The organism is Virgibacillus sp. L01, from assembly GCF_052246775.1.
Lineage (GTDB): Bacteria > Bacillota > Bacilli > Bacillales > Amphibacillaceae > Lentibacillus.
Map to the genome: position 1 here is coordinate 249237 of NZ_JBQQCP010000003.1, position 21186 is coordinate 270422.

At 36.4% G+C, this 21186-nt stretch carries 20 protein-coding genes; 19 read left to right on the forward strand and 1 reads right to left on the reverse strand.

The annotated features are described in order from the left end of the window. Window positions 1-172: 172 nt before the first annotated feature. From miaB to glnA, 13 genes are all read left to right on the forward strand, one after another. Window positions 173-1753, forward strand: a complete 1581-nt coding sequence (gene miaB, locus ACTWQM_RS08255) for a tRNA (N6-isopentenyl adenosine(37)-C2)-methylthiotransferase MiaB (RefSeq protein ID WP_443257705.1) — start codon at window positions 173-175, stop codon at window positions 1751-1753. A 1-nt stretch (window position 1754) separates the two neighbouring features. Further along, on the forward strand, window positions 1755-2183 hold the full coding sequence (locus ACTWQM_RS08260) for a RicAFT regulatory complex protein RicA family protein (protein ID WP_443257706.1): 429 nt from the start codon (window positions 1755-1757) through the stop codon (window positions 2181-2183). Between the two features lie 172 nt (window positions 2184-2355). Further along, window positions 2356-2925, forward strand: coding sequence for an outer spore coat protein CotE (gene cotE, locus ACTWQM_RS08265; protein WP_443257707.1), 570 nt, complete (start codon window positions 2356-2358; stop codon window positions 2923-2925). 809 nt (window positions 2926-3734) lie between these two features. Next, on the forward strand, window positions 3735-6317 hold the full coding sequence (gene mutS / locus ACTWQM_RS08270; protein WP_443257708.1) for a DNA mismatch repair protein MutS: 2583 nt from the start codon (window positions 3735-3737) through the stop codon (window positions 6315-6317). Window positions 6318-6330: 13 nt separating this feature from the next. Then, complete coding sequence (gene mutL, locus ACTWQM_RS08275; protein ID WP_443257709.1) at window positions 6331-8130, forward strand: DNA mismatch repair endonuclease MutL; 1800 nt, start codon at window positions 6331-6333, stop codon at window positions 8128-8130. A gap of 59 nt (window positions 8131-8189) precedes the next feature. Further along, window positions 8190-8639: a Dps family protein gene (locus ACTWQM_RS08280; protein ID WP_443257710.1), complete on the forward strand. Its 450-nt coding sequence runs from the start codon at window positions 8190-8192 to the stop codon at window positions 8637-8639. A gap of 20 nt (window positions 8640-8659) precedes the next feature. Further along, window positions 8660-9595, forward strand: a complete 936-nt coding sequence (gene miaA / locus ACTWQM_RS08285; RefSeq protein WP_443257711.1) for a tRNA (adenosine(37)-N6)-dimethylallyltransferase MiaA — start codon at window positions 8660-8662, stop codon at window positions 9593-9595. A 40-nt stretch (window positions 9596-9635) separates the two neighbouring features. Then, the gene (hfq, locus tag ACTWQM_RS08290) at window positions 9636-9860 is read left to right on the forward strand and encodes an RNA chaperone Hfq (protein ID WP_092492868.1); all 225 of its coding nucleotides are present in this window, start codon (window positions 9636-9638) and stop codon (window positions 9858-9860) included. A 190-nt stretch (window positions 9861-10050) separates the two neighbouring features. Beyond that, window positions 10051-10974: a stage V sporulation protein K gene (spoVK, locus tag ACTWQM_RS08295; protein WP_443257712.1), complete on the forward strand. Its 924-nt coding sequence runs from the start codon at window positions 10051-10053 to the stop codon at window positions 10972-10974. Between the two features lie 93 nt (window positions 10975-11067). Continuing rightward, window positions 11068-12300, forward strand: a complete 1233-nt coding sequence (gene hflX / locus ACTWQM_RS08300; protein ID WP_443257713.1) for a GTPase HflX — start codon at window positions 11068-11070, stop codon at window positions 12298-12300. A 10-nt stretch (window positions 12301-12310) separates the two neighbouring features. Beyond that, window positions 12311-13564 carry a methionine gamma-lyase family protein gene (locus tag ACTWQM_RS08305; RefSeq protein WP_443257714.1) on the forward strand — a complete coding sequence of 418 codons (1254 nt, stop codon included), beginning with the start codon at window positions 12311-12313 and terminating at the stop codon, window positions 13562-13564. Between the two features lie 88 nt (window positions 13565-13652). Next, window positions 13653-14033 carry a MerR family transcriptional regulator gene (locus ACTWQM_RS08310; protein WP_443257715.1) on the forward strand — a complete coding sequence of 127 codons (381 nt, stop codon included), beginning with the start codon at window positions 13653-13655 and terminating at the stop codon, window positions 14031-14033. 30 nt (window positions 14034-14063) lie between these two features. Continuing rightward, window positions 14064-15401 carry a type I glutamate--ammonia ligase gene (gene glnA, locus ACTWQM_RS08315; RefSeq protein WP_443257716.1) on the forward strand — a complete coding sequence of 446 codons (1338 nt, stop codon included), beginning with the start codon at window positions 14064-14066 and terminating at the stop codon, window positions 15399-15401. A 48-nt stretch (window positions 15402-15449) separates the two neighbouring features. On the opposite strand, the gene lexA is transcribed toward glnA, so the two are convergent. Next, window positions 15450-16073, reverse strand: coding sequence for a transcriptional repressor LexA (lexA, locus tag ACTWQM_RS08320; protein ID WP_443257717.1), 624 nt, complete (start codon window positions 16071-16073; stop codon window positions 15450-15452). A 285-nt stretch (window positions 16074-16358) separates the two neighbouring features. Between lexA and ACTWQM_RS08325 the strand changes: the two genes are divergently transcribed. From ACTWQM_RS08325 to ACTWQM_RS08350, 6 genes are all read left to right on the forward strand, one after another. Continuing rightward, complete coding sequence (locus ACTWQM_RS08325; RefSeq protein WP_443257718.1) at window positions 16359-17018, forward strand: YneB family resolvase-like protein; 660 nt, start codon at window positions 16359-16361, stop codon at window positions 17016-17018. A gap of 64 nt (window positions 17019-17082) precedes the next feature. After that, entirely contained in the window at window positions 17083-17316 is a 234-nt protein-coding gene (locus ACTWQM_RS08330; protein WP_443257719.1) for a DUF896 domain-containing protein, read from the forward strand. A gap of 95 nt (window positions 17317-17411) precedes the next feature. Beyond that, window positions 17412-19415 carry a transketolase gene (gene tkt / locus ACTWQM_RS08335; protein WP_443257720.1) on the forward strand — a complete coding sequence of 668 codons (2004 nt, stop codon included), beginning with the start codon at window positions 17412-17414 and terminating at the stop codon, window positions 19413-19415. A gap of 142 nt (window positions 19416-19557) precedes the next feature. Next, the gene (gene sirA / locus ACTWQM_RS08340; protein ID WP_443257721.1) at window positions 19558-20016 is read left to right on the forward strand and encodes a sporulation inhibitor of replication protein SirA; all 459 of its coding nucleotides are present in this window, start codon (window positions 19558-19560) and stop codon (window positions 20014-20016) included. Between the two features lie 44 nt (window positions 20017-20060). After that, on the forward strand, window positions 20061-20285 hold the full coding sequence (locus tag ACTWQM_RS08345) for a YneF family protein (protein WP_443257722.1): 225 nt from the start codon (window positions 20061-20063) through the stop codon (window positions 20283-20285). A 162-nt stretch (window positions 20286-20447) separates the two neighbouring features. Then, on the forward strand, window positions 20448-21152 hold the full coding sequence (locus ACTWQM_RS08350) for a cytochrome c biogenesis CcdA family protein (RefSeq protein WP_443257723.1): 705 nt from the start codon (window positions 20448-20450) through the stop codon (window positions 21150-21152). The last annotated feature ends 34 nt before the right edge of the window (window positions 21153-21186 follow it).

Sequence of the window (21186 nt, forward strand, 5' to 3'; positions counted from 1 at the left end):
CAATTGCGTAACACTATTTTTATGACAAAATTGGTAAACTTTCTATTTATAAGACTTTTTTCTTTGCGCTAAACTGCTCATGTATTGTTAAATTTGCCTATAGCCTTTATAATTTAATAATGTACATCTATGTTATTAAAAGCGTTTTATATATAGGAAAGGAGTTTCGTTTATGAATGAGCAGCAACGAAAGGATCAGTCGCAAATAAAGCAACCGGAGAATCCAACGGACATAAAATCCGAATCGGATAATATGAACCGGTTAAAAAACACTTCCAGCGACGACATTATATCAAAGTATTTTGAAACCACATATGAGCCACCAAATTTAAATAAAGCACGCAAACGCGGCCGTGATGATGTGGAGGTTCATTATGACTTTGAAATCCCTGAAGGTATGGAGAAAATTGGCGAGGGCAAAAAGTTCATGATTCGTACATATGGATGTCAGATGAATGAGCATGATACAGAGGTTATGGCAGGTATTTTAACGGAAATGGGATATGAGTCTACTTCTGACACAAAAGAAGCGGACATTATCTTATTAAACACCTGTGCAATTCGTGAAAATGCGGAAAACAAAGTGTTTGGAGAAATTGGTCACTTAAAACCCCTTAAATTAGAAAATCCAGACTTAATCCTAGGTGTATGTGGATGTATGTCACAGGAAGAATCTGTTGTGAATCGAATCTTGAAAAAGCATCCGCAAATTGATCTGATCTTCGGGACGCACAATATTCATCGGCTACCAAACTTAGTAAAAGAAGCTATGTTTGGAAAAGAGAAGATAGTAGAAGTATGGTCCAAAGAGGGAGACATAATTGAAAATCTTCCAAAAGCACGAAAAGGTAATATAAAAGCATGGGTTAACATTATGTATGGATGTGACAAATTCTGTACCTACTGCATTGTTCCAATGACACGCGGTAAAGAACGCAGCCGCAGACCTGAAGATATTATTCAGGAAGTAAGACATCTGACTGCGCAGGGCTATAAAGAAGTTACTCTGCTTGGCCAAAACGTTAATGCATATGGGAAAGATTTAGAAGGATTATCATATGGTCTTGGTGATTTGATGGATGATATTCATAAAATTGATATCCCACGTGTGCGTTTTACAACATCACATCCAAGAGATTTTGATGATCGTTTAATTGAGGTGTTGTCCCAAGGCGGTAATTTACTTGACCATATTCATCTTCCTGTTCAATCAGGCAGTAGTGAAGTTCTAAAGAAAATGAATCGAAAATATACTCGAGAAGACTATTTGGAATTAGTTCGTAAAATACGTGAAGCTATGCCTAATGCAACTCTCACTACAGATATCATTGTTGGCTTTCCAAATGAAACAGAAGAACAATTCGAGGAAACAATGACATTGGTAGAAGAAGTTGGTTTTGAAGCAGCATATACATTTATTTATTCACCACGTGATGGTACGCCTGCAGCCAGAAAAACAGATGACGTACCAGAAGAAGTGAAAAAGCAACGGTTATATCGTTTAAATGATCTTGTTAATAAACAATCAGCAGAATCAATGAAAACATATGATAATAAGATTGTTAAAGTACTTGTGGATGGTGAGAGTAAGAAAAATCCAGATGTTCTTGCTGGGTATACAGAAAGAAATAAATTGGTAAACTTTAATGGTCCTAAGTCAGCTATTGGCAAAATCGTTGAGGTTGAAATTACCGACACCAAAACATGGTCATTAAATGGTGTAATGGTAGAAAATACAGTTGAGGTGAATTAATATGGCTGAATATACGCGAAAACAAATACTTGATGAGGCAAAGGGCTTGGCACAGATGCTAGCTGGTACAGAAGAAATTGATCGGTTTAAGCAAGTTGAGGCGAAAATTAATGATAATAAGAAAGTACAACAGTTAATAACCAAAATTAAAACCTTGCAGAAGCAGGCAGTTAATTTTCAGGCTTATGAAAAGACAGAGGCATTGAAAAAGGTAGAAGGTGAAATTGACCGTTTGCAAGCTGAGATTGATGATATCCCAGTTGTACAAGAATTTAAAGAAACGCAAATTGTGGTTAATGACATATTACAATTGGTTTCTGGAACAATTGCACGTGAGGTAACAAATGATGTTATCTCATCAACCGGCGGTGATCTTTTATCAGGTGAAACCGGTTCAAAAACAAATAACGGCTCAGCATGCAGCCATTAATTTGATGCCAGGCAGGAATTTTTTCTTGCCTGGCTTTCCTTATGGCAATAGTCTTTGAATGCTTTTCAAGAAAAGATATCCCAAACTTTACATCCTTTTATAGAATAGCTATGCACTATAGGTATTTGTCTTGCATAAAATGACTATGAAAAAAGAGGAGGTAAACGAAATTATGACTTTTCTTGATCAAGAATTTAGAGAAATCATTACGAAAGCTGTTTGCGGCAAGGGTAGAAAGTTCACGCAGGCTACTCACAATATCTCACCGTCACATAGACCGTCAAGCATTCTTGGCTGCTGGGTAATTAACCATTTGTATAACGCCAAGAAAAAATCAGAAGATACTGTAGAGGTAAATGGCAGTTACGATATTAATATCTGGTACTCGTACAATGATAATACCAAAACAGAGGTGGTAACAGAACGTGTAACGTATTGTGATTATATTCCACTATCTGTTAAAGATGATCATTGCCTGTCGGATGATTATGATGTCATTGCCAAAGTGATTCAACAGCCTAATTGTCTGGAATGCCAGATTGCCAACCAAGGTCATAAAATAGTTGTGGAAATAGAGCGCGAATTTGTTGTCCAAATTATTGGAGAAACTAAGGTTAAAGTAAGGGTGAATCCAAAAGGCTTCAACGATGATTATGATGATGACGATTGGGGATTTGATATAACAGACGACGAGTTAAGTGATGTAAGTCCGGATTTTGTGAATGATAAGGCGAAAGACTAAACAACTTACGAGGGTTAATTCTCTCGTAAGTTTTTTTGGCAGTTAAAAAATACTTACTTACTGCATTAGTACAACGAAGGAATTTGCTATTAAAGCTAACTGAAAAGTATAAAGTGGTCTAAAGTGAATCAGTTTCATATTTTTCTATGTTATTTCAAATAATAAAAAAATGAGTTGTTTCTGTTTTTAAAAGGTTTATGGGGTTATGGTATGTTTGTACTTAAACTGGCAGGATTATAAGGATGAAGTATTACCACTCGGAATGATGAGGATCTGACAAACGGGCGGAATGAATCCTCATTCCGCTAAATAGCAGAAAAGGTGCTCTCGGAAGGATGAGACGGATCCTCGTTCCGCTAAAAGCAGAAAATCAGCCAAATTTGAGGCAGAAATGGCAAATAGCGGAACGAGGATCCGAACCAAAGCTAAAAACAAGGGTTTTCAAGCAAATAACGGAATGAGGATCCGCCAGAACAGTAAACCGGATCCTCATTCCGTTAAAAAGTTCTTTAACAACAAGGAAAAGTAGTTAATATAAGCTGTTACACAATATACCGCTCCGGAAATAACTTCGCGCACCTTAGGGCAACGCTACAGCCTCCTCGGAAGCATAAACAGCTACCTGTGGGATCTTTAGCTTCTGCTTTTCCTGCAGGAGGGAGTCTCTGCGTATTATTTCCTGCGCTGGATTGCACACAATTTATCTAACAAATATAAATGTCTTTCTTATGAAATGGGGAAGTCGCTTTATGTCTACAAATTATGCTATAATTGTACATTATATTCGGTATTTTTTGGGGGATTAACTTATGGCTAAACACACACCAATGATGGAACAATACTTAAAAATAAAGGCAGAGCATAAAGACGCATTTTTATTTTTCCGATTAGGCGATTTTTATGAAATGTTCTTTGATGACGCAATAAATGCTGCCAGGGAATTGGAAATCACCCTTACAAAACGTGGGGCAGGACAAGATGACCCCATTCCGATGTGTGGTGTGCCCTATCATTCAGCTGCTAATTACATAAAGAATTTAATTGAAAAAGGTTATAAAGTGGCTATTTGCGAGCAAGTTGAGGATCCAAAGGAAGCTAAGGGTGTTGTAAGAAGAGAAGTGGTTCAGCTCATAACGCCAGGAACCGTAATGGAAAGTAATATGCTTAATGAACGTGACAACAACTATATTGCCAGTCTTTCTCATTTCCCTGATGGTTCCTATGTGATAGTTTATAATGATTTGTCAATTGGTGAAAACAATATTGCACTTATTTCAAGTGGATGGGACGCAGTCATTCATGAGTTGTTCAATCAGCCAATAAAAGAAATAGTAATTCCTTCGAATCTGCCTGATGAATTACAGGACCAATTAAGCAAAAAATTAAACGTAACATTATCCTATCAGGATGAAATAAATTTTAATGCGGAATACCGCAGTTTATGTGACAATCTGAATGACGAGCGGCTTGTTAAGGGATTCAGCCGACTGCTTAATTACATTCAATACACACAAAAGCGTTCACTTGATCATTTACAGCCTGCTAAAGTCATTGAATTGGACCATCATTTAGCGTTGGACATGTACTCCAAACGAAACCTAGAATTAACGGAGACAATTATTAAAAAAGGAAAACACGGCAGTCTATTGTGGGTACTTGATAAAACAGTAACCGCAATGGGCTCCAGAATGCTTAAAAAATGGCTTGAACGCCCATTATTAAATAAACATGAAATTGAAAAACGTCATGATATTGTTGATGGCTTTTATCAGGGGTTCATGGAGCGTGATTCGTTACGAGATGTATTAAAATCAGTTTATGACTTGGAACGTCTTGCTGGTCGAGTTGCTTTCGGTAACATAAATGCACGTGACCTTATCCAATTAAAACAATCAATAGAAAAGCTACCGGCAGTTAGTGCCATATTAAGACAGTTCGATCAAAAAAATATAATTGAATTAAGTAGTAAACTCACATTTCCAGAAGAAATTCTATCCATATTAGATACCAGTTTGATAGAAGATCCGCCAATATCGATCAAAGAAGGATCAATTATTAAAGATGGGTATAATGAAAAGCTGGATACCTATAGAGAAGCTTCTCGAAATGGAAAACAATGGATTGCTGAACTGGAACAGAAGGAAAAGAAAGAAACAAACATCAAGTCTCTTAAAATTGGATATAATCGTGTGTTTGGCTATTATATCGAAGTGACTAAAGCCAATTTACATTTATTGCCGGAGGGTAAATACGAACGTAAGCAGACACTATCGAATGCTGAACGTTATATAACACCGGAATTAAAAGAAAAAGAAGAACTTATTTTAGAGGCAGAAGAGAAAAGCGTTGATTTAGAGTACAACTTATTCATTGAAATCCGCGAGCAAATAAAAGAGCATATACCTGAAATACAGCATTTGGCTGATGTAGTCAGCAAAATTGATGTACTTCAGGCATTCGCAACGGTAAGTGAAGCGAATAATTATAAGCGCCCGCGATTTGTTGATGACACGTTATTTATTAAAAATGGGCGTCATCCCGTAATAGAACAGGTAATGAAGGATGATTCGTTCGTTCCGAATAATGTTTCACTTGATCAAAACACTGATGTTCTTCTAATAACTGGACCAAATATGTCAGGTAAAAGCACGTATATGCGTCAGTTGGCATTAACAGTTATTATGGGGCAAATTGGCTGTTTTGTTCCATGTGAAGATGCGGACTTAATTCTGTTCGATCAGATCTTTACGAGAATTGGTGCAGCAGATGATCTAGTTTCAGGTCAAAGTACATTTATGGTTGAAATGCTGGAAGCCAATCATGCCATTGCTAATGCAACAGAAAACAGTTTGATTCTGCTTGATGAAATTGGCCGGGGTACAAGCACATATGATGGAATGGCACTGGCGCAATCGATTGTTGAATATATCCACAATAATATTCATGCCAAAACATTATTTTCAACGCATTATCATGAATTAACAGCACTTGAAAATACCTTAGATAAATTGAAAAACATTCATGTTCGTGCAGAAGAGTATGAAGGAAATGTAGTCTTCCTTCACCAGATAAAAGAAGGAGCGGCTGATCAAAGCTATGGTATACATGTTGCGAAATTAGCAAATCTTCCTAAACCACTCATTGATCGAGCAGGTTTCATTTTAAATCAACTGGAGAATGATGATGACAAGCATGAGGAAGCCAAACTAACTGCTAATGATCAACTATCCTTTTTTATTGAGGAAAAAATACCTAAAGAAAATAAACAGTACAACAAAGAAAACAAATCAATAATTGATGACCTAAACAATATTGATTTATTTGAAATGACACCAATGGAAGCGATGAACGAACTATACCGCTTGCAAAAACATGTGAAAAAGCAGAAATAAAGGGAGTGTTCTCATGAATATCTTTCAAATGCCAGATGCATTAGCAAATAAAATAGCTGCTGGAGAAGTAGTGGAACGCCCTGCTTCTGTTGTCAAAGAATTAATTGAAAATAGTATAGATGCGAATAGTACTTCGATAAAGGTTGAGGTAGAAGAAGCTGGTTTACAAAAAATTAAAATAACCGATAATGGTGATGGTATGTCTCAGGATGACTGTGAGAGAGCATTCTTGCGTCATGCGACAAGTAAGATAAAAAGTGAAACAGATTTATTTCATGTCAAGACACTTGGATTTCGTGGTGAAGCATTAGCTAGTATCGCGGCAGTCAGCAGATTAACGGTAAAGACATCACAGGGAGATAATGCAGCAACAGTGCTTTCGATGGAGGGCGGTTCCATAATAAACAAGGAGAAAAGTGACGCACGTAAAGGTACAGAAATTATAGTGGAAGATTTATTTTTTAATACTCCTGCTCGCCTAAAATACATGAAAACCATTCATACGGAGCTTGGACATATTACAGACTTATTAAACAGGTTAGCATTGTCACACCCGGAAATTCGTTTTGAAGCCGTTCATAACGGGAAGTCTCTCTTTAAGACAACTGGTTCTGGGGACTTGCTTCAGGTAGCTGGAAATGTATATGGGATGAGTGTTGCCAAAAAGATGTTGCCAATCCAACGTGAAACCCTTGATTTTTCAATTGATGGATTTATTGCAAAACCTGAGGTGACCAGAGCCTCGCGTAATTATATTTCCACCATTATTAATGGGCGGTATATAAAGAGTATTCCATTGTCACAAGCGATTATTAGAGGATATCATACACTCCTGCCAATCGGCCGTCTGCCAGTGGTCGTCCTATCGATAACAATGGACCCGATTTTAGTTGATGTGAATGTCCACCCAACTAAACTGGAAGTTCGTTTTAGTAAAGATAAGGAATTATTTGCTGCTATTGAGGAGACAATCAGAACAAAATTTCGAGAAACATCTTTAATTCCTGAACCTGAAATAGGACAAAAACAGGAAAGACAGGAGAAATCTGTTCAAAACACATTGCAATTTAATGAACCACAAAAGGAAGAGCAACAATGGGAACCAAGACCTCAAGTAAATGAACAAGTACCAATTATGGAGCAAGCAAATTCAACTAATAATAATTTTCAACAAGAGCATGATGAAATTCCTACTGATGTAGAGCCGGCAGTGTTCAAAGAAGAACAGCCACGCGTCCCTACCATGTATCCAATTGGTCAACTACATGGTACTTACATTTTGGCCCAAAATGAAAATGGACTATATATGATTGATCAGCATGCTGCGCAAGAACGAATAAAGTATGAATTTTTTAAAGCAAAACTTGGTAAAACAGTTAACGAGTCTCAGGAGTTATTAATGCCTTTGACATTTGAGTTTTCCAAACAAGAGTCTATCTTTATTGATCATTATAAAGGTGAACTCGAAAAAGTAGGTCTGTTTTTTGAGTCATTTGGAAATCAATCCTATATAATTCGTTCATATCCTACGTGGTTTCCTGAAGGTTTTGAAGAAGAGATAATTAGGGAAATGATTGATCAGGTTATGGATGATGAACGGATAAATGTTGAGAAAATAAGAGAAGATGCAGCAATATTAATGTCATGTAAACGATCAATTAAAGCGAATCATTATTTAAACCAGGAAGGCATGTTTCGATTACTGGAAGATTTACGTAAATCAACTGATCCATTTACATGTCCGCATGGCCGACCAATCATTGTGCATTATTCTTCCTATGAGTTGGAAAAAATGTTTAAACGGGTTATGTAAGGCATTGAATAAAAGAAGCACACCTCGTGAAAACTACAGGAAAAACTGCGAGGTGTGTTATGGAAAATCAAAAGATAATAAATTTTTTAAATCAATTGTTGTCTAATTACTTTGTTATGTATGTGAAGCTTCACCGTTATCACTGGTTCGTTCAGGGAAAACACTTTTACCAGCTGCACGAAGTTTTTGAAGATATGTATCAAACCATGGCGACTGACTTGGATGAGATAGCCGAACGAGTGTTAATGATTGATGGCAAACCATTGGCAACAATGGTTAAATACATAAAAGAGTCAACACTTGAGGAAGCGTCTGCCGATGACAAAGAAGACGAGATTATAAGACAGCTAATCAGTGACTATAAACAGATCATTAACGAAATAAAGGATGAAGGTCTTCCTGAAGCTTCCGATCGAAATGATGAGCCAACAGTTGACTTGCTTGTAACATTACAAGGAAAATTAGAAAAGCATATTTGGATGTTACATGCCTATCTCGCGTATGAATAAAGAAATATAGGGGAATGATGATGAAAAAGCCAGTTATTGCAATTGTTGGACCAACTGCTGTTGGAAAAACCAGACTTAGTGTAGAAGTTGCCGAAAAATTTGATGGAGAGATTATAAGCGGAGACTCTATGCAAGTATACCAGGGTTTGGATATCGGAACTGCAAAAATTACCGAGGAAGAAAAACATGGCATTCCTCATTATTTAATTGATACAAAACGTCCGGGTGACTCATTCTCGGTTGCTGATTATCAGCAGCTTGTCCAACAATATATAAATGAAATCGGTTTACATCAAAAGTTGCCGATAATAGTTGGTGGAAGCGGACTATATATTCAGGCAGCATTATATGATTACAACTTTTCAGATCAACGGCGAGATGACGAAGTAACCAGGAAACTGGAAGAAGAGCTAAATAGTCACGGGGTGTTAACGCTACATAATAGATTAAAAAAAATCGATCCTGATCAAGCTGCGAAAGTTCACCCAAACAACCACCGTAGAGTTATTCGTGCACTGGAAATCTATCAAACAACTGGTTTGACTATGACAGAATATCAAAAGCAACAGAAAAGGGAATCCCCATATAATCCCATCTTTATAGGTTTAGAGATGGACCGGAAGCTTTTATATCAACGAATAAATGCTCGAGTTGACAATATGCTTAAACAAGGCCTATTAGATGAGGTTGAGATGCTTTATAAACAAGGCTTTGAAAATTCCCAATCTATGAGGGGAATTGGTTATAAAGAGTTTATTCCCTACTTTAAAGGGGAACAATCGTTGATACAAGCTACGGAAACATTGAAGCAGAACTCCAGAAGATTTGCCAAACGCCAATATACATGGTTTAAAAATAAGCTGGATGTACACTGGTATACAATTACTCCAGAAACAATCGATGAAACATTTAGAAAAATTTTGGATGATTTAGCAGGAATGTTGGAAAGAGTATAGAAGTAATTATATACAGATATAGAATAGAGGAGGATGTGCGATGGCGCAGTCAGTAAACATTCAGGATCAATATTTAAATCAGCTTAGAAAAGATCATATTTCAACTACTGTTTTTTTGACAAATGGATTTCAATTAAGAGGGATATTAAAAGCCTTTGATAATTTTACGGTCCTGCTTGAAACAGACGGAAAGCAACAACTAATTTTTAAACATGCAATATCTACCTTTGCACCAGTGAAAAACGTAGAACTTGAAAAAGAATAATAAATCTAACGGACGCTCTTATTTTATGGGCGTCCGTTTTTAGGCAGGTAAAAGTATAAATCCTTTCTTAATGCATAATTGAAACTAAGGCATGGTGAAGAGTCAGGTTTTCTGATATTGTTTGGTATCTAGGCGTTTGTCACATCTTTTTTATATACCGCGTATACTAACGTGACTAAGGGGTGATGATGTGGAAACGCAAAAACTTCAAAAGAAAAATGGGCAGATTAATATTGTCCTGCATGATAAAAATAATGGAGCGCTTAAAAATACCAGCCAACTACCAGATGCAGAGAGAAGTCCATTTTCACATATCAATTCAGAATTTTCATCATTCATAGGAATGGAGAAATTAAAGAAAACTATAAGAGAAATATACGCAACTATTGTAATAAATGAAAAGCGAAAAGAAATGGGTCTCACTTGTTCGAAACAGGTACTTCATATGCTATTTAAAGGTAATCCTGGAACAGGTAAAACAACTGTAGCCAGAAAACTTGCCAAGATGTATTTTGAGATGGGCCTTCTTTCAAAAGGGCATTTTATAGAAGCTGAACGGGCAGACCTGGTTGGTGAATATATTGGTCAAACTGCTCAGAAAACACGTGCAATTATTCAAAAGGCCATGGGCGGTATTTTATTCGTCGACGAAGCTTATTCACTGGCACGTGGAGGGGAAAAGGACTTTGGAAAAGAAGCAATTGATACATTGGTGAAGCATATGGAGGATAATCATAACGACTTTGTATTAATTTTAGCAGGTTATCCATACGAAATGGACCGTTTTCTGACACTTAATCCTGGTCTAAAGTCAAGATTCCCATTTATATTAGATTTCCAGGACTATGAAGTGAATCAGTTAACAAAAATTGCAAAGCAGATGGTTAATGATCGTGAATATGAGCTTACAAATGAGGCAGAATGGAAACTGCGAACCCATTTATATAAAAAGAAGCAGGAAACCCATCGTAATTTCTCTAATGCCAGGTATGTTCGTAATGTTATTGAGCAATCAATTAGGCTTCATGCTGTTCGATTATTAAACAATGAAAGTTTCACCGTTGATGATTTAATTCAGCTAACAGGAACTGACCTATCACTCGATGAAGAATGACATGTCAATTGTGATGTGGAAGGTTCTTTGCTATGATAAAAAATAAGAAACCACAAAAAAATTACGGTCCGGATAGAGGAAGAGGTATAAATAATGTCTGAACAAATATTAATAATTGCTGTTAAGATGCAGGAGCAAGATGATGATCGATTTGAATCTTCCTTGGAAGAACTAAACTCATTATGTAAAACTGCTGGTGGTATAGTACAAAAAGTAATGACGCAAAATCGTCAGAAGATTCATCCCGCATATTATATTGGTCAAGGGAAAATGGAAGAAATAAATGAAGCGGTTGATGAACTTGAAATTAATCTTGTCGTATCTAACGATGAGTTATCTGCTGGACAATTGCGTAATTTAAGTGATCGATTTGGTGTAAGGGTAATTGATCGCAGTCAGCTAATATTGGATATTTTTGCGCAGCGTGCCCATACAAAGGAAGGTAGATTGCAAGTTGAGCTTGCACAGCTAGAGTATATGCTGCCAAGATTACATGGTCAAGGAGAGGCAATGTCTCGTTTGGGTGCGGGTATTGGAACACGTGGACCAGGTGAAACGAAATTAGAAACAGATCAGCGCCATATCAGACGACGAATATTCGACATTAAAAGACGGTTAAAATTAGTTGTACAGCAACGTGAACAATATCGTAAACGCAGAAAAACAAATGATGCATTTCAGATAGCCATCGTTGGTTATACCAACGCTGGAAAATCGACATTATTTAACCGGTTAACAAATAGCAGCTCACATGAAGAGAATCAGTTATTTGCAACACTTGATCCATTAACAAGAAAGATTCAGCTGCCGTCAGGGTTTCAGACGCTTGTAACAGATACTGTTGGTTTTATTCAGGATTTGCCAACATCATTGGTAGCTTCTTTTAAATCAACATTGGAAGAAGTAACAGAAGCGGATTTTATTTTACATGTAGTAGATGCTGCGAACCCAGATCTTGAACAGCATCAGCACACGGTAAGTAATTTATTGCGTGAATTGAATGCACATACTATACCGACGCTGACTGTTTACAATAAAAACGATAGAATTGATACTGATTTTATTGCAACGAATCACCCCAATATCCTTGTAAGTGCCTTTGATCAAAAAGATATTCAGAAGCTTCAACTAAAAATAGAAGAAATCCTAAAAGATGAATGGAATTGGTATAAAATTGATTTATCACCTGACCAGGGTAAGATGCTGAACCGGTTGGAACATGAGACAATCATAAGTGACCGTTTCTATGAAGAAGAGCAGAATGAATATGTAGTAAAAGGATACATGCGACAAGAGCACCCATTAAAAAGTTTATTAAAGGAGTAAAAATGTACTAATGACCAAACAATTGATGAACCAGGCAGAAGCAGATTGCACTACACAACATAAAAATGTCGCGACTATAGTAGAGAACAATCAAAAGCGGGTACTTGATTCTTTTCAGAAAAACCGTGTTAGTGATAGTCATTTTAATCCAACAACTGGATACGGGTATGATGACTTAGGGAGGGAAACGTTAGAGGCTGTATATGCAGATGTGTTTGGTGGAGAAGATGCACTTGTCAGACCGCAAATTGTTTCAGGTACCCATGCTATATCAACAGCGTTATTCGGTTTATTGAGACCTGATGATGAACTATTATATATTACAGGTAAGCCGTATGATACGCTAGAGTCCGTAATTGGAGTCCATGAAACAAATATAGGGTCATTAACTGATTTCAATATTATATACAGTCAATTAGATTTATTGGAAAATGGTAAAGTTAATTATAATGGAATGAAACAAAAGATTTCCAGGCAAACAAAAGTAATTGGTATACAACGGTCAAAAGGATATGATGACAGACCGTCATTCACAATTGATGAAATAGAAGAAATGGTAACGTTTATAAAAGGTATAGATAAAGACTTAATTGTTTTTGTAGACAACTGTTATGGTGAGTTTGTAGAAGAGAAAGAACCATTACATATAGGTGCGGATATTATTGCTGGTTCGCTAATTAAAAATCCGGGAGGTGGAATAGTGCGAGCTGGAGGATATATAGCGGGAAAGAAAGATCTCGTACTTCAGTGTGCTCACTGCTTAACTGCCCCAGGTCTTGGAAAGGAAACTGGGGCAACACTTAATATGCTGCAGGAAATGTTTCAAGGATTATTCCTGGCACCTCACATTGTTGGAGAATCATTGAAAGGAGCAATTCTGACTGCGAGATTTATAGAGTTAGTCGGATTTAAGACAAGCCCTAATTACAATGCTGAACGCACAGACTTAATACAATCTGTTACATTCGGTAATCAGGAAAATATGATCGCCTTTTGCCAGGCAATTCAGCACAGTTCACCGATCAATTCATTTGTAACTCCATACCCAAGCGAAATGCCTGGGTATCAGGATAAGGTAATAATGGCAGCGGGTACATTTATACAGGGAGCCAGTCTCGAGTTAACAGCAGATGGGCCTATCAGGGAACCATATACAGCATTTGTCCAAGGTGGATTAACATACTCACACGTAAAAATAGCCTTAGTATCCGCGGTGAAAAAGTTAATGGATAACGGTTTGGTATCGATTGAACAGGAAATGTAGAAAGGTATGTTAAGTAAGTTGACATTAATTTGACAACAAACATTACATATGCTATTATTATTTTAGATGATTAAAAGGAGGTATTATAATGGACGATCAAGACAGACGTTCAATGCCTTTATTTTCTATAAGTATTGTTAAAAAATTAACTGAATTGACAGCAAGACAGATTCGATATTATGAAGAACATAGTTTAATTCACCCAGAAAGATCAACAGGCAACCAACGTTTATTTTCTTTTAATGATGTTGACCGATTATTAGAAATAAAAAATCTGATGGATAGAGGAATTAATTTAGCTGGTATTAAACATATCATCACAGAAGAAAATACACAGAATAATGAAAAAGCTAAGCCTCAAATATCAGATCGTCAATTACGTGCAATGCTGAAGAATGAGTTAATGGAAGCAGGGAGAATGGGGAAATCAAGCATGCGTCAAGGAGAGCTTTCTCGATTCTTTCATTAAATAAATAAAAATATTCTAGGAGGCAGTTAGATGAGTTCAGATTTTACCAAAGAACAAATTATGAAGAAAATAGAGGAGGAAAATGTTAGGTTTGTCCGCTTGCAATTTACAGACATGCTAGGAACAATTAAAAATGTTGAGATTCCACTTGGTCAGTTGGACAAAGCCTTAGATAATAAGATGATGTTTGACGGTTCTTCTATTGAAGGATTTGTTCGTATTGAAGAATCAGATATGTACTTATATCCCGATTTAAATACATTTGTGGTATTTCCATGGACTTCAGATAAAGGGAGAGTTGCTCGTTTTATTTGCGATATTTATAATCCGGATGGCACACCATTTGAGGGTTGCCCAAGGTATAACCTAAAACGAAACCTAAAGAAAATGGAAGAATTAGGTTTTGATGCATTTAATATTGGAACAGAGCCGGAATTCTTTTTATTCAAGCTTGATGAAAAAGGTGACCCGTCAATGGAATTGAATGACCGTGGTGGTTATTTCGATTTAGCACCAACCGATCTTGGAGAGAATTGCCGCAGAGATATCGTTCTTGAGTTGGAAGAAATGGGATTTGAAATCGAAGCATCTCATCACGAAGTAGCACCTGGGCAGCATGAAATTGACTTTAAATATTCTGATGCAGTTAAGCATTGTGATGATATTCAAACATTTAAACTTGTGGTTAAAACAATTGCAAGGGAACATAATCTGCACGCAACATTTATGCCTAAACCATTATTCGGAGTAAATGGTTCTGGTATGCATGTTAATATGTCATTATTTAAAGATGGCGAAAATAGCTTCTTCGATACAAAAGGAGAAATGCAGCTTAGTGATGTCGCTTATCAATTTACTGCAGGTGTCATTAAACATGCTACAAACTTTACAGCAGTTACAAACCCAACTGTCAATTCATTTAAGAGACTTGTGCCGGGGTATGAAGCTCCTTGTTACGTTGCATGGTCTGGAACAAACAGAAGTCCACTTATTCGAATTCCGTATTCAAGAGGTTTGAGTACAAGGATTGAAGTTAGAAGTGTTGACCCTGCAGCTAATCCATATATGGCGATGGCCGTATTACTTGCATCTGGATTAGAAGGTGTCAGCAAGAAATTAACACCACCTACTTCTGTAGACCGTAATATTTATATGATGGATAAAGAAGAACGAGAGAAAAATGGTATAAAAGATTTGCCAGCAACACTTATGAATGCGTTAGAAGAACTTCAGAAAGACAAAGTTGTTACGGAAGCACTAGGCGAACACTTATACGAACACTTTATAGAAGCGAAGGAAATCGAATGGGATATGTTCCGTACGACTGTTCACCCGTGGGAAAGAGAACAATATCTATCAACATACTAAAGAGCATATAAAAAAGGCTTTCGTCATTTATTGACGGAAGCCTTTTTGTTATTGAATCGTACGGTATAAGCCGATGACTTTACCTAGAACTGTTACATTTTGATAGATGAGAGGATCCATTGTAGCGTTTTCCGGCTGCAAACGAATTTGATTTTTTTCTTTAAAGAATCGCTTTACAGTTGCCTCATCTTCATCAGTCATTGCTACAACAATTTCTCCGTTTTGTGCAGTATTTTGCTGTTTAACAATTACCATATCCCCATCTAATATACCTGCTTCTATCATACTTTCACCTTCAATGATGAGAACGAAAAGGTTATCATCAGGTCCGGCGCTGGAACTAGGCAATGGTACGAATTCTTCAATGTTTTCTACTGCAGTAATTGGTATTCCGGCAGTAACCTTACCAATAACTGGTGCATATCTTGCTTCTTCTCTAGGAATTTGACTTTCTTCAGATAAAGCTAAAACCTCAATAGCTCTAGGCTTAGTAGGGTCTCTTCTAATAAAACCTTTACTTTCAAGCCTTGCCAAATGCCCGTGCACAGTTGAACTTGAAGCAAGTCCGACTGCTTCTGCAATCTCTCTCACTGATGGTGGATAACCTTTGCCATGTACTTCTTCTTTAATATACTCAAGTATTGTTTCTTGCCTTTTAGAAAGTTTATTCATCTATCATACACCTCGCGCATAGGATTTATTAATGATAGTTTATCACCTATTTTTGGAAAAAGCAAACATTCGTTCGAAAAACTGTTGACAAGATCGTATGTTCGTATATAATGATAAATAGAGGTAGGTACGAACAGGAGTTCTTATTTTGGAAAAGAAAGGACTGATTAATATGTTTGAAAAAGTAACAAAAACAGATATATTTTATTTAGTTGCTTTTACTTTGGCATTAGGTTTCTTGTATTTCTCCATGATCACAAGTGCATAGCGTAAGGAGCGTATAAATTGAATGCAATAATTTATTGTCGTGTTAGTACCGACAAAAAAGTACAAGAGACATCACTAAAGAGACAGAAAGAGGAGTTAATGGCTCTTGCAGATAAACATCTGCTTACCGTTGTAGATTCTATTGAAGAACAAGAGAGCGGGTATGAAATAAATAGAGATGGTATTTTTCGGATGCTTGAATATTTTTCCGAAGAGAAAGCTGAATGTTTGTTAGTACAGGATGAAACGAGGTTAGGGCGCGGAAATACTAAAATTGCCTTGTTTCATCAGTTACAAAAATTAAATATTTCCATATATACAGGTATACAAGGTGGAGAAATTGAGTTGTCAGAATCAGATTCAATGGTGCTGCAAATAGTCGGTATAGTAGAAGAATACCAACGTAAAATCCATAACACGAAAATTAAACGCGGTATGAAAAAGGCAATTGATGGAGGATTTGATCCAAGTGAAAACTTATCAAACCGTCACCATGCTCCTGGAAGAGAGCGAAAAGAGTTTCCAATAGAAGAAGTTGTCCGAATGCGGCGAAATAACTTAACATTTGAGGAAATTACAACTACATTAAATGGTTTAGGTCATCCGGTTTCCAAAGCAACAGTACATCGGCGGTATCAAGAGTTTCAAAAACTTGAATCTAATTTCCATGTAAAGTAATATTAAAAAGCAAGGACATAAAAATTGTTCTTGCTTTTTAAGTGTTTTCTAGGAGGTTTTATAGATGATATCAAAAGAAAAATTGGAACGTATAAATGAACTTGCGAAGAAATCAAAAGAAAAAGAGTTAACAGACCAAGAAAAATCAGAGCAGAAAGAGCTTCGACAGGAATATCTAAAAAATGTACGAAAATCATTTAAAAATCAGTTCAAATCAATGACTGTTATGGATAAGGAAGGAAATGATGTTACTCCTGATAAAGTACGTGATTTACAGGATAGGAACAAAAAACATTAAGTCTGAAACAATTTTAGTTAATACTTGTTACAGGTTATCTTTCATTATAAAATAAAAGGGATGCTAACAACTTTAAAGTGGAAAGGGGAATTTTTTTGTCACAGGATATCGAACAATTATCTATTAATACGATACGTACACTGGCAATTGATGCAATAGAAAATGCAAACTCTGGTCATCCAGGACTACCGATGGGGGCCGCTCCAATGGCTTATACCCTATGGACTGATTTTATGAAGCAAAATCCAAATAATTCAAAATGGTTTAATCGTGATCGTTTTGTGTTATCTGCTGGACATGGTTCCATGCTATTATATGGCTTGCTGCATTTATCAGGGTATGATGTAACAATAGATGATCTGAAGTCTTTCCGTCAATGGGATTCGAGAACACCAGGACATCCAGAAGTACATCATACAGACGGGGTAGAAGCAACAACCGGACCATTAGGACAAGGTCTTGGTATGTCTGTTGGAATGGCAATTGCTGAAGCACATCTCGCAGCAAAATATAACCAGAATGACATATCAATAATTGATCATAATACGTATGCGCTAGTAAGTGATGGCGATTTAATGGAAGGTATTTCACATGAATCTGCTTCCTTAGCAGGTCACTTAGGCCTTGGAAAGCTAATTGCATTATATGATTCAAATGACATTTCATTAGATGGTGATTTAGATCGAGCTTTTTCCGATAATACGGAAGACCGTTTTAAAGCTTATGGGTGGCAAGTTATTCGTGTAGAGGATGGTAATGACTTAACCGCTGTTCGAAATGCAATTAATGAGGCTAAACAGAATACCGAACAGCCAACGTTAATTGAGGTAAAAACTGTTATCGGTTACGGTTCGCCAAATAAATCAGCTTCTGCAGCTTCCCATGGGGCACCGCTTGGTGAAGATGAAGTGAAACTAACTAAAGAGTATTATAAATGGTCACATGACGATTTCCAGGTTCCGGAAGAAGTTTATGCTGACTTTAAAGAGAAGATTGGTAATGATGGTGCAGATGCCGAAGAAAAATGGAACAAACTCTTTGACACATATAAAGAAAAGTATCCAGAGCTTGCAGCTGAATTAGAATTGGCAATGAATGGTGAACTCCCTAAAGACTGGGACAAGAATCTTCCTAGCTATGAGGCAGGAAAAGATTCAAGTGCAACTCGTGCTTCTTCCGGTGAAGTACTTAATGCAGTTGCAGATGCAGTTCCATATTTCTTTGGTGGAAGCGCCGATTTAGCAGGTTCTAATAAAACATCAATAAAAGAAGAAAATGATTTCTCCCGTAAAGATTATGCCGGAAAAAATATTTGGTTTGGTGTACGTGAATTTGCCATGGCAGCTGCGGTAAATGGAATGGCATTACATGGTGGGTTGAAAGCTTATGTTGGGACATTCTTTGTATTTAGTGATTATATGCGGCCGGCAATTCGTCTTTCTTCAATAATGAATGTACCTGTAACGTACGTGTTCACACATGATTCAATTGCAGTTGGCGAAGACGGTCCAACGCACGAACCAATTGAACAGTTACCATCATTAAGAGCAATGCCAGGATTATCACTAATTCGACCTGCTGATGGAAATGAAGTTCAAGCTGCTTGGCGCTTGTCACTAGAATCAAAAGATAAGCCAACGGCACTTGTGTTGACAAGACAAGGCTTACCTACATTAGATGGCACAAAAGAACATGCTTATGAAGGCGTGAAAAAAGGTGCATATGTTGTAAGCAAAGCAGAAAAAGAAATTCCTGATGCGCTATTGCTTGCAACAGGATCTGAAGTGCAGCTTGCTGTTAAAGCAAAAGACGCACTTAAACAAAAAGGAATTGACGTTAATGTTGTAAGTATGCCATCATGGGATCGTTTTAATGCACAAAGTGAAGCCTATAAGAATGATGTGCTACCACCTAATGTTAAGAAACGGTTAGCAGTTGAAATGGCATCACCATTTGGCTGGGAAAGATATGTTGGTGACCAAGGATCTGTATTAGGAATTGAAGGATTTGGTGCGTCAGCCAAGGGTGATAAAGTTATTGAAGAATATGGTTTTACTGTTGAAAACGTTGTTAATCATGTAGAATCACTATTAAAATAAATCTTGCTATAATAGGATGGCCCTTATTGTTAGGGTCATCTTAATTTACCCTGTCGACAAAACTAGTGTTTCTTTGCAACGCAGTATGACAAAATTTTAAACAAAAATGCGTATAATTGAAGGTAAAAGAGGAGGGATTTTGTTGAATCATTACTCTATTTACTGGATAAAAGAAGAATTTGCGCATCACTTTTTTCATAGCAGTGACGTATTATATCGTTTTATTAAGGAATACCAAAAGAATAAAAATAGAGAAGATCTAAAACGTCAATATGAATATATTACAATGAACTTTCCAAAATCATCATTAATCTCTCATATTACAGATAACCACCCAATTAGCAGTTGTCTAAGAGCGGAAGGTGACCGACTTAATATATACAACGATATCCAATATATTTCTTTACATATACAGAAAAAAAAGATAAACTTTCGAAGTGAAATGATACATGATGCCGAAGAATTATTATTTCCTGCATTACGGTTATTCCAGCCGTACTTATTTATAGTGGGAAATGATTTAAACAATTATGGTTGGATTTCTCCAGTTACACAAAGGAAGAAGAACAAGAAAGGACAAGTATTGTATTCTTATCTTTGATTTACTATACTGTATGAGAGACAACACGAAGGAGGAAAGCTTGAATGGACTTGATCTGGGTTATACTAATAGGTGTAGGAGCATTAATTGCAGGTGTTGCTCTTGGATTTTTTATTGCAAGAAAATATATGATGAATTATTTAAAGAAGAATCCACCAATTAATGAACAAATGTTACGTACGTTAATGATGCAAATGGGCCAAAAACCATCACAGAAAAAGATCAATCAAATGATGCGTTCAATGAATAATCAAAACAATAATAAATAACGCTTGTTGGTTAATTTCAGTGTAATGCACAAACCCCTGTTACTAGGTATTAACAGGGGTTTTAATATCAAGACAAGTGTTGGATTATTGTCATATTCAACTGCTTTTGATTAGAGAAAGTTCTGTTAGAATATATGCAGTACTCTAATTAGGAGGATTATCATGTCAGAAATAAATATATTCCTAGCGTTTGGAGCGGGATTTTTATCGTTTATCTCCCCCTGTGTATTACCTTTGTATCCAGCCTTTCTATCTTATATAACAGGTATGAGCGTAAATGAAATAAAAGAAGACAACAAAATGCTTAACCGAAAAAGTGTATTACATACAATCTTCTTTTTACTTGGTTTCTCTGGTATTTTCATAATACTTGGTTTTTCTACTTCATTTGTATCAGAATTTTTAACTACATACAAAGTTATTATAAGGCAAATTGGCGCTATTTTAATTATATTTTTCGGGCTCGTAATTGTAGGTATATTTAATTTCCAGTTTCTAATGAAGGATAGGAAAATAAACTTTAAGAACCGTCCGGCTGGTTTTTTTGGATCATTTATAATTGGTATGGCCTTTTCACTGGGGTGGACACCTTGTATGGGGCCCATCTTAGCAATTGTAATTTCACTTGCTGCAACTCAGCCTGACCTTGGTATGGTCATGATGATAAGTTATATACTTGGGTTTTCATTACCATTTTTAATCCTTTCGTTTTTTGTTGGAAAATTGGATTGGATTAAGCGCCATAGTGTGAAAATAGTTAAAGTTGGTGGATATATTATGATATTTATGGGTATTGCCCTATTCTTTAACTGGATGACGAAACTGACAGCATTTTTAGCTGGATGGTTTGGTTTTCAAGGTTTTTAGGCAAATAAAGTAGATTTTTACAATGTTTTGTATT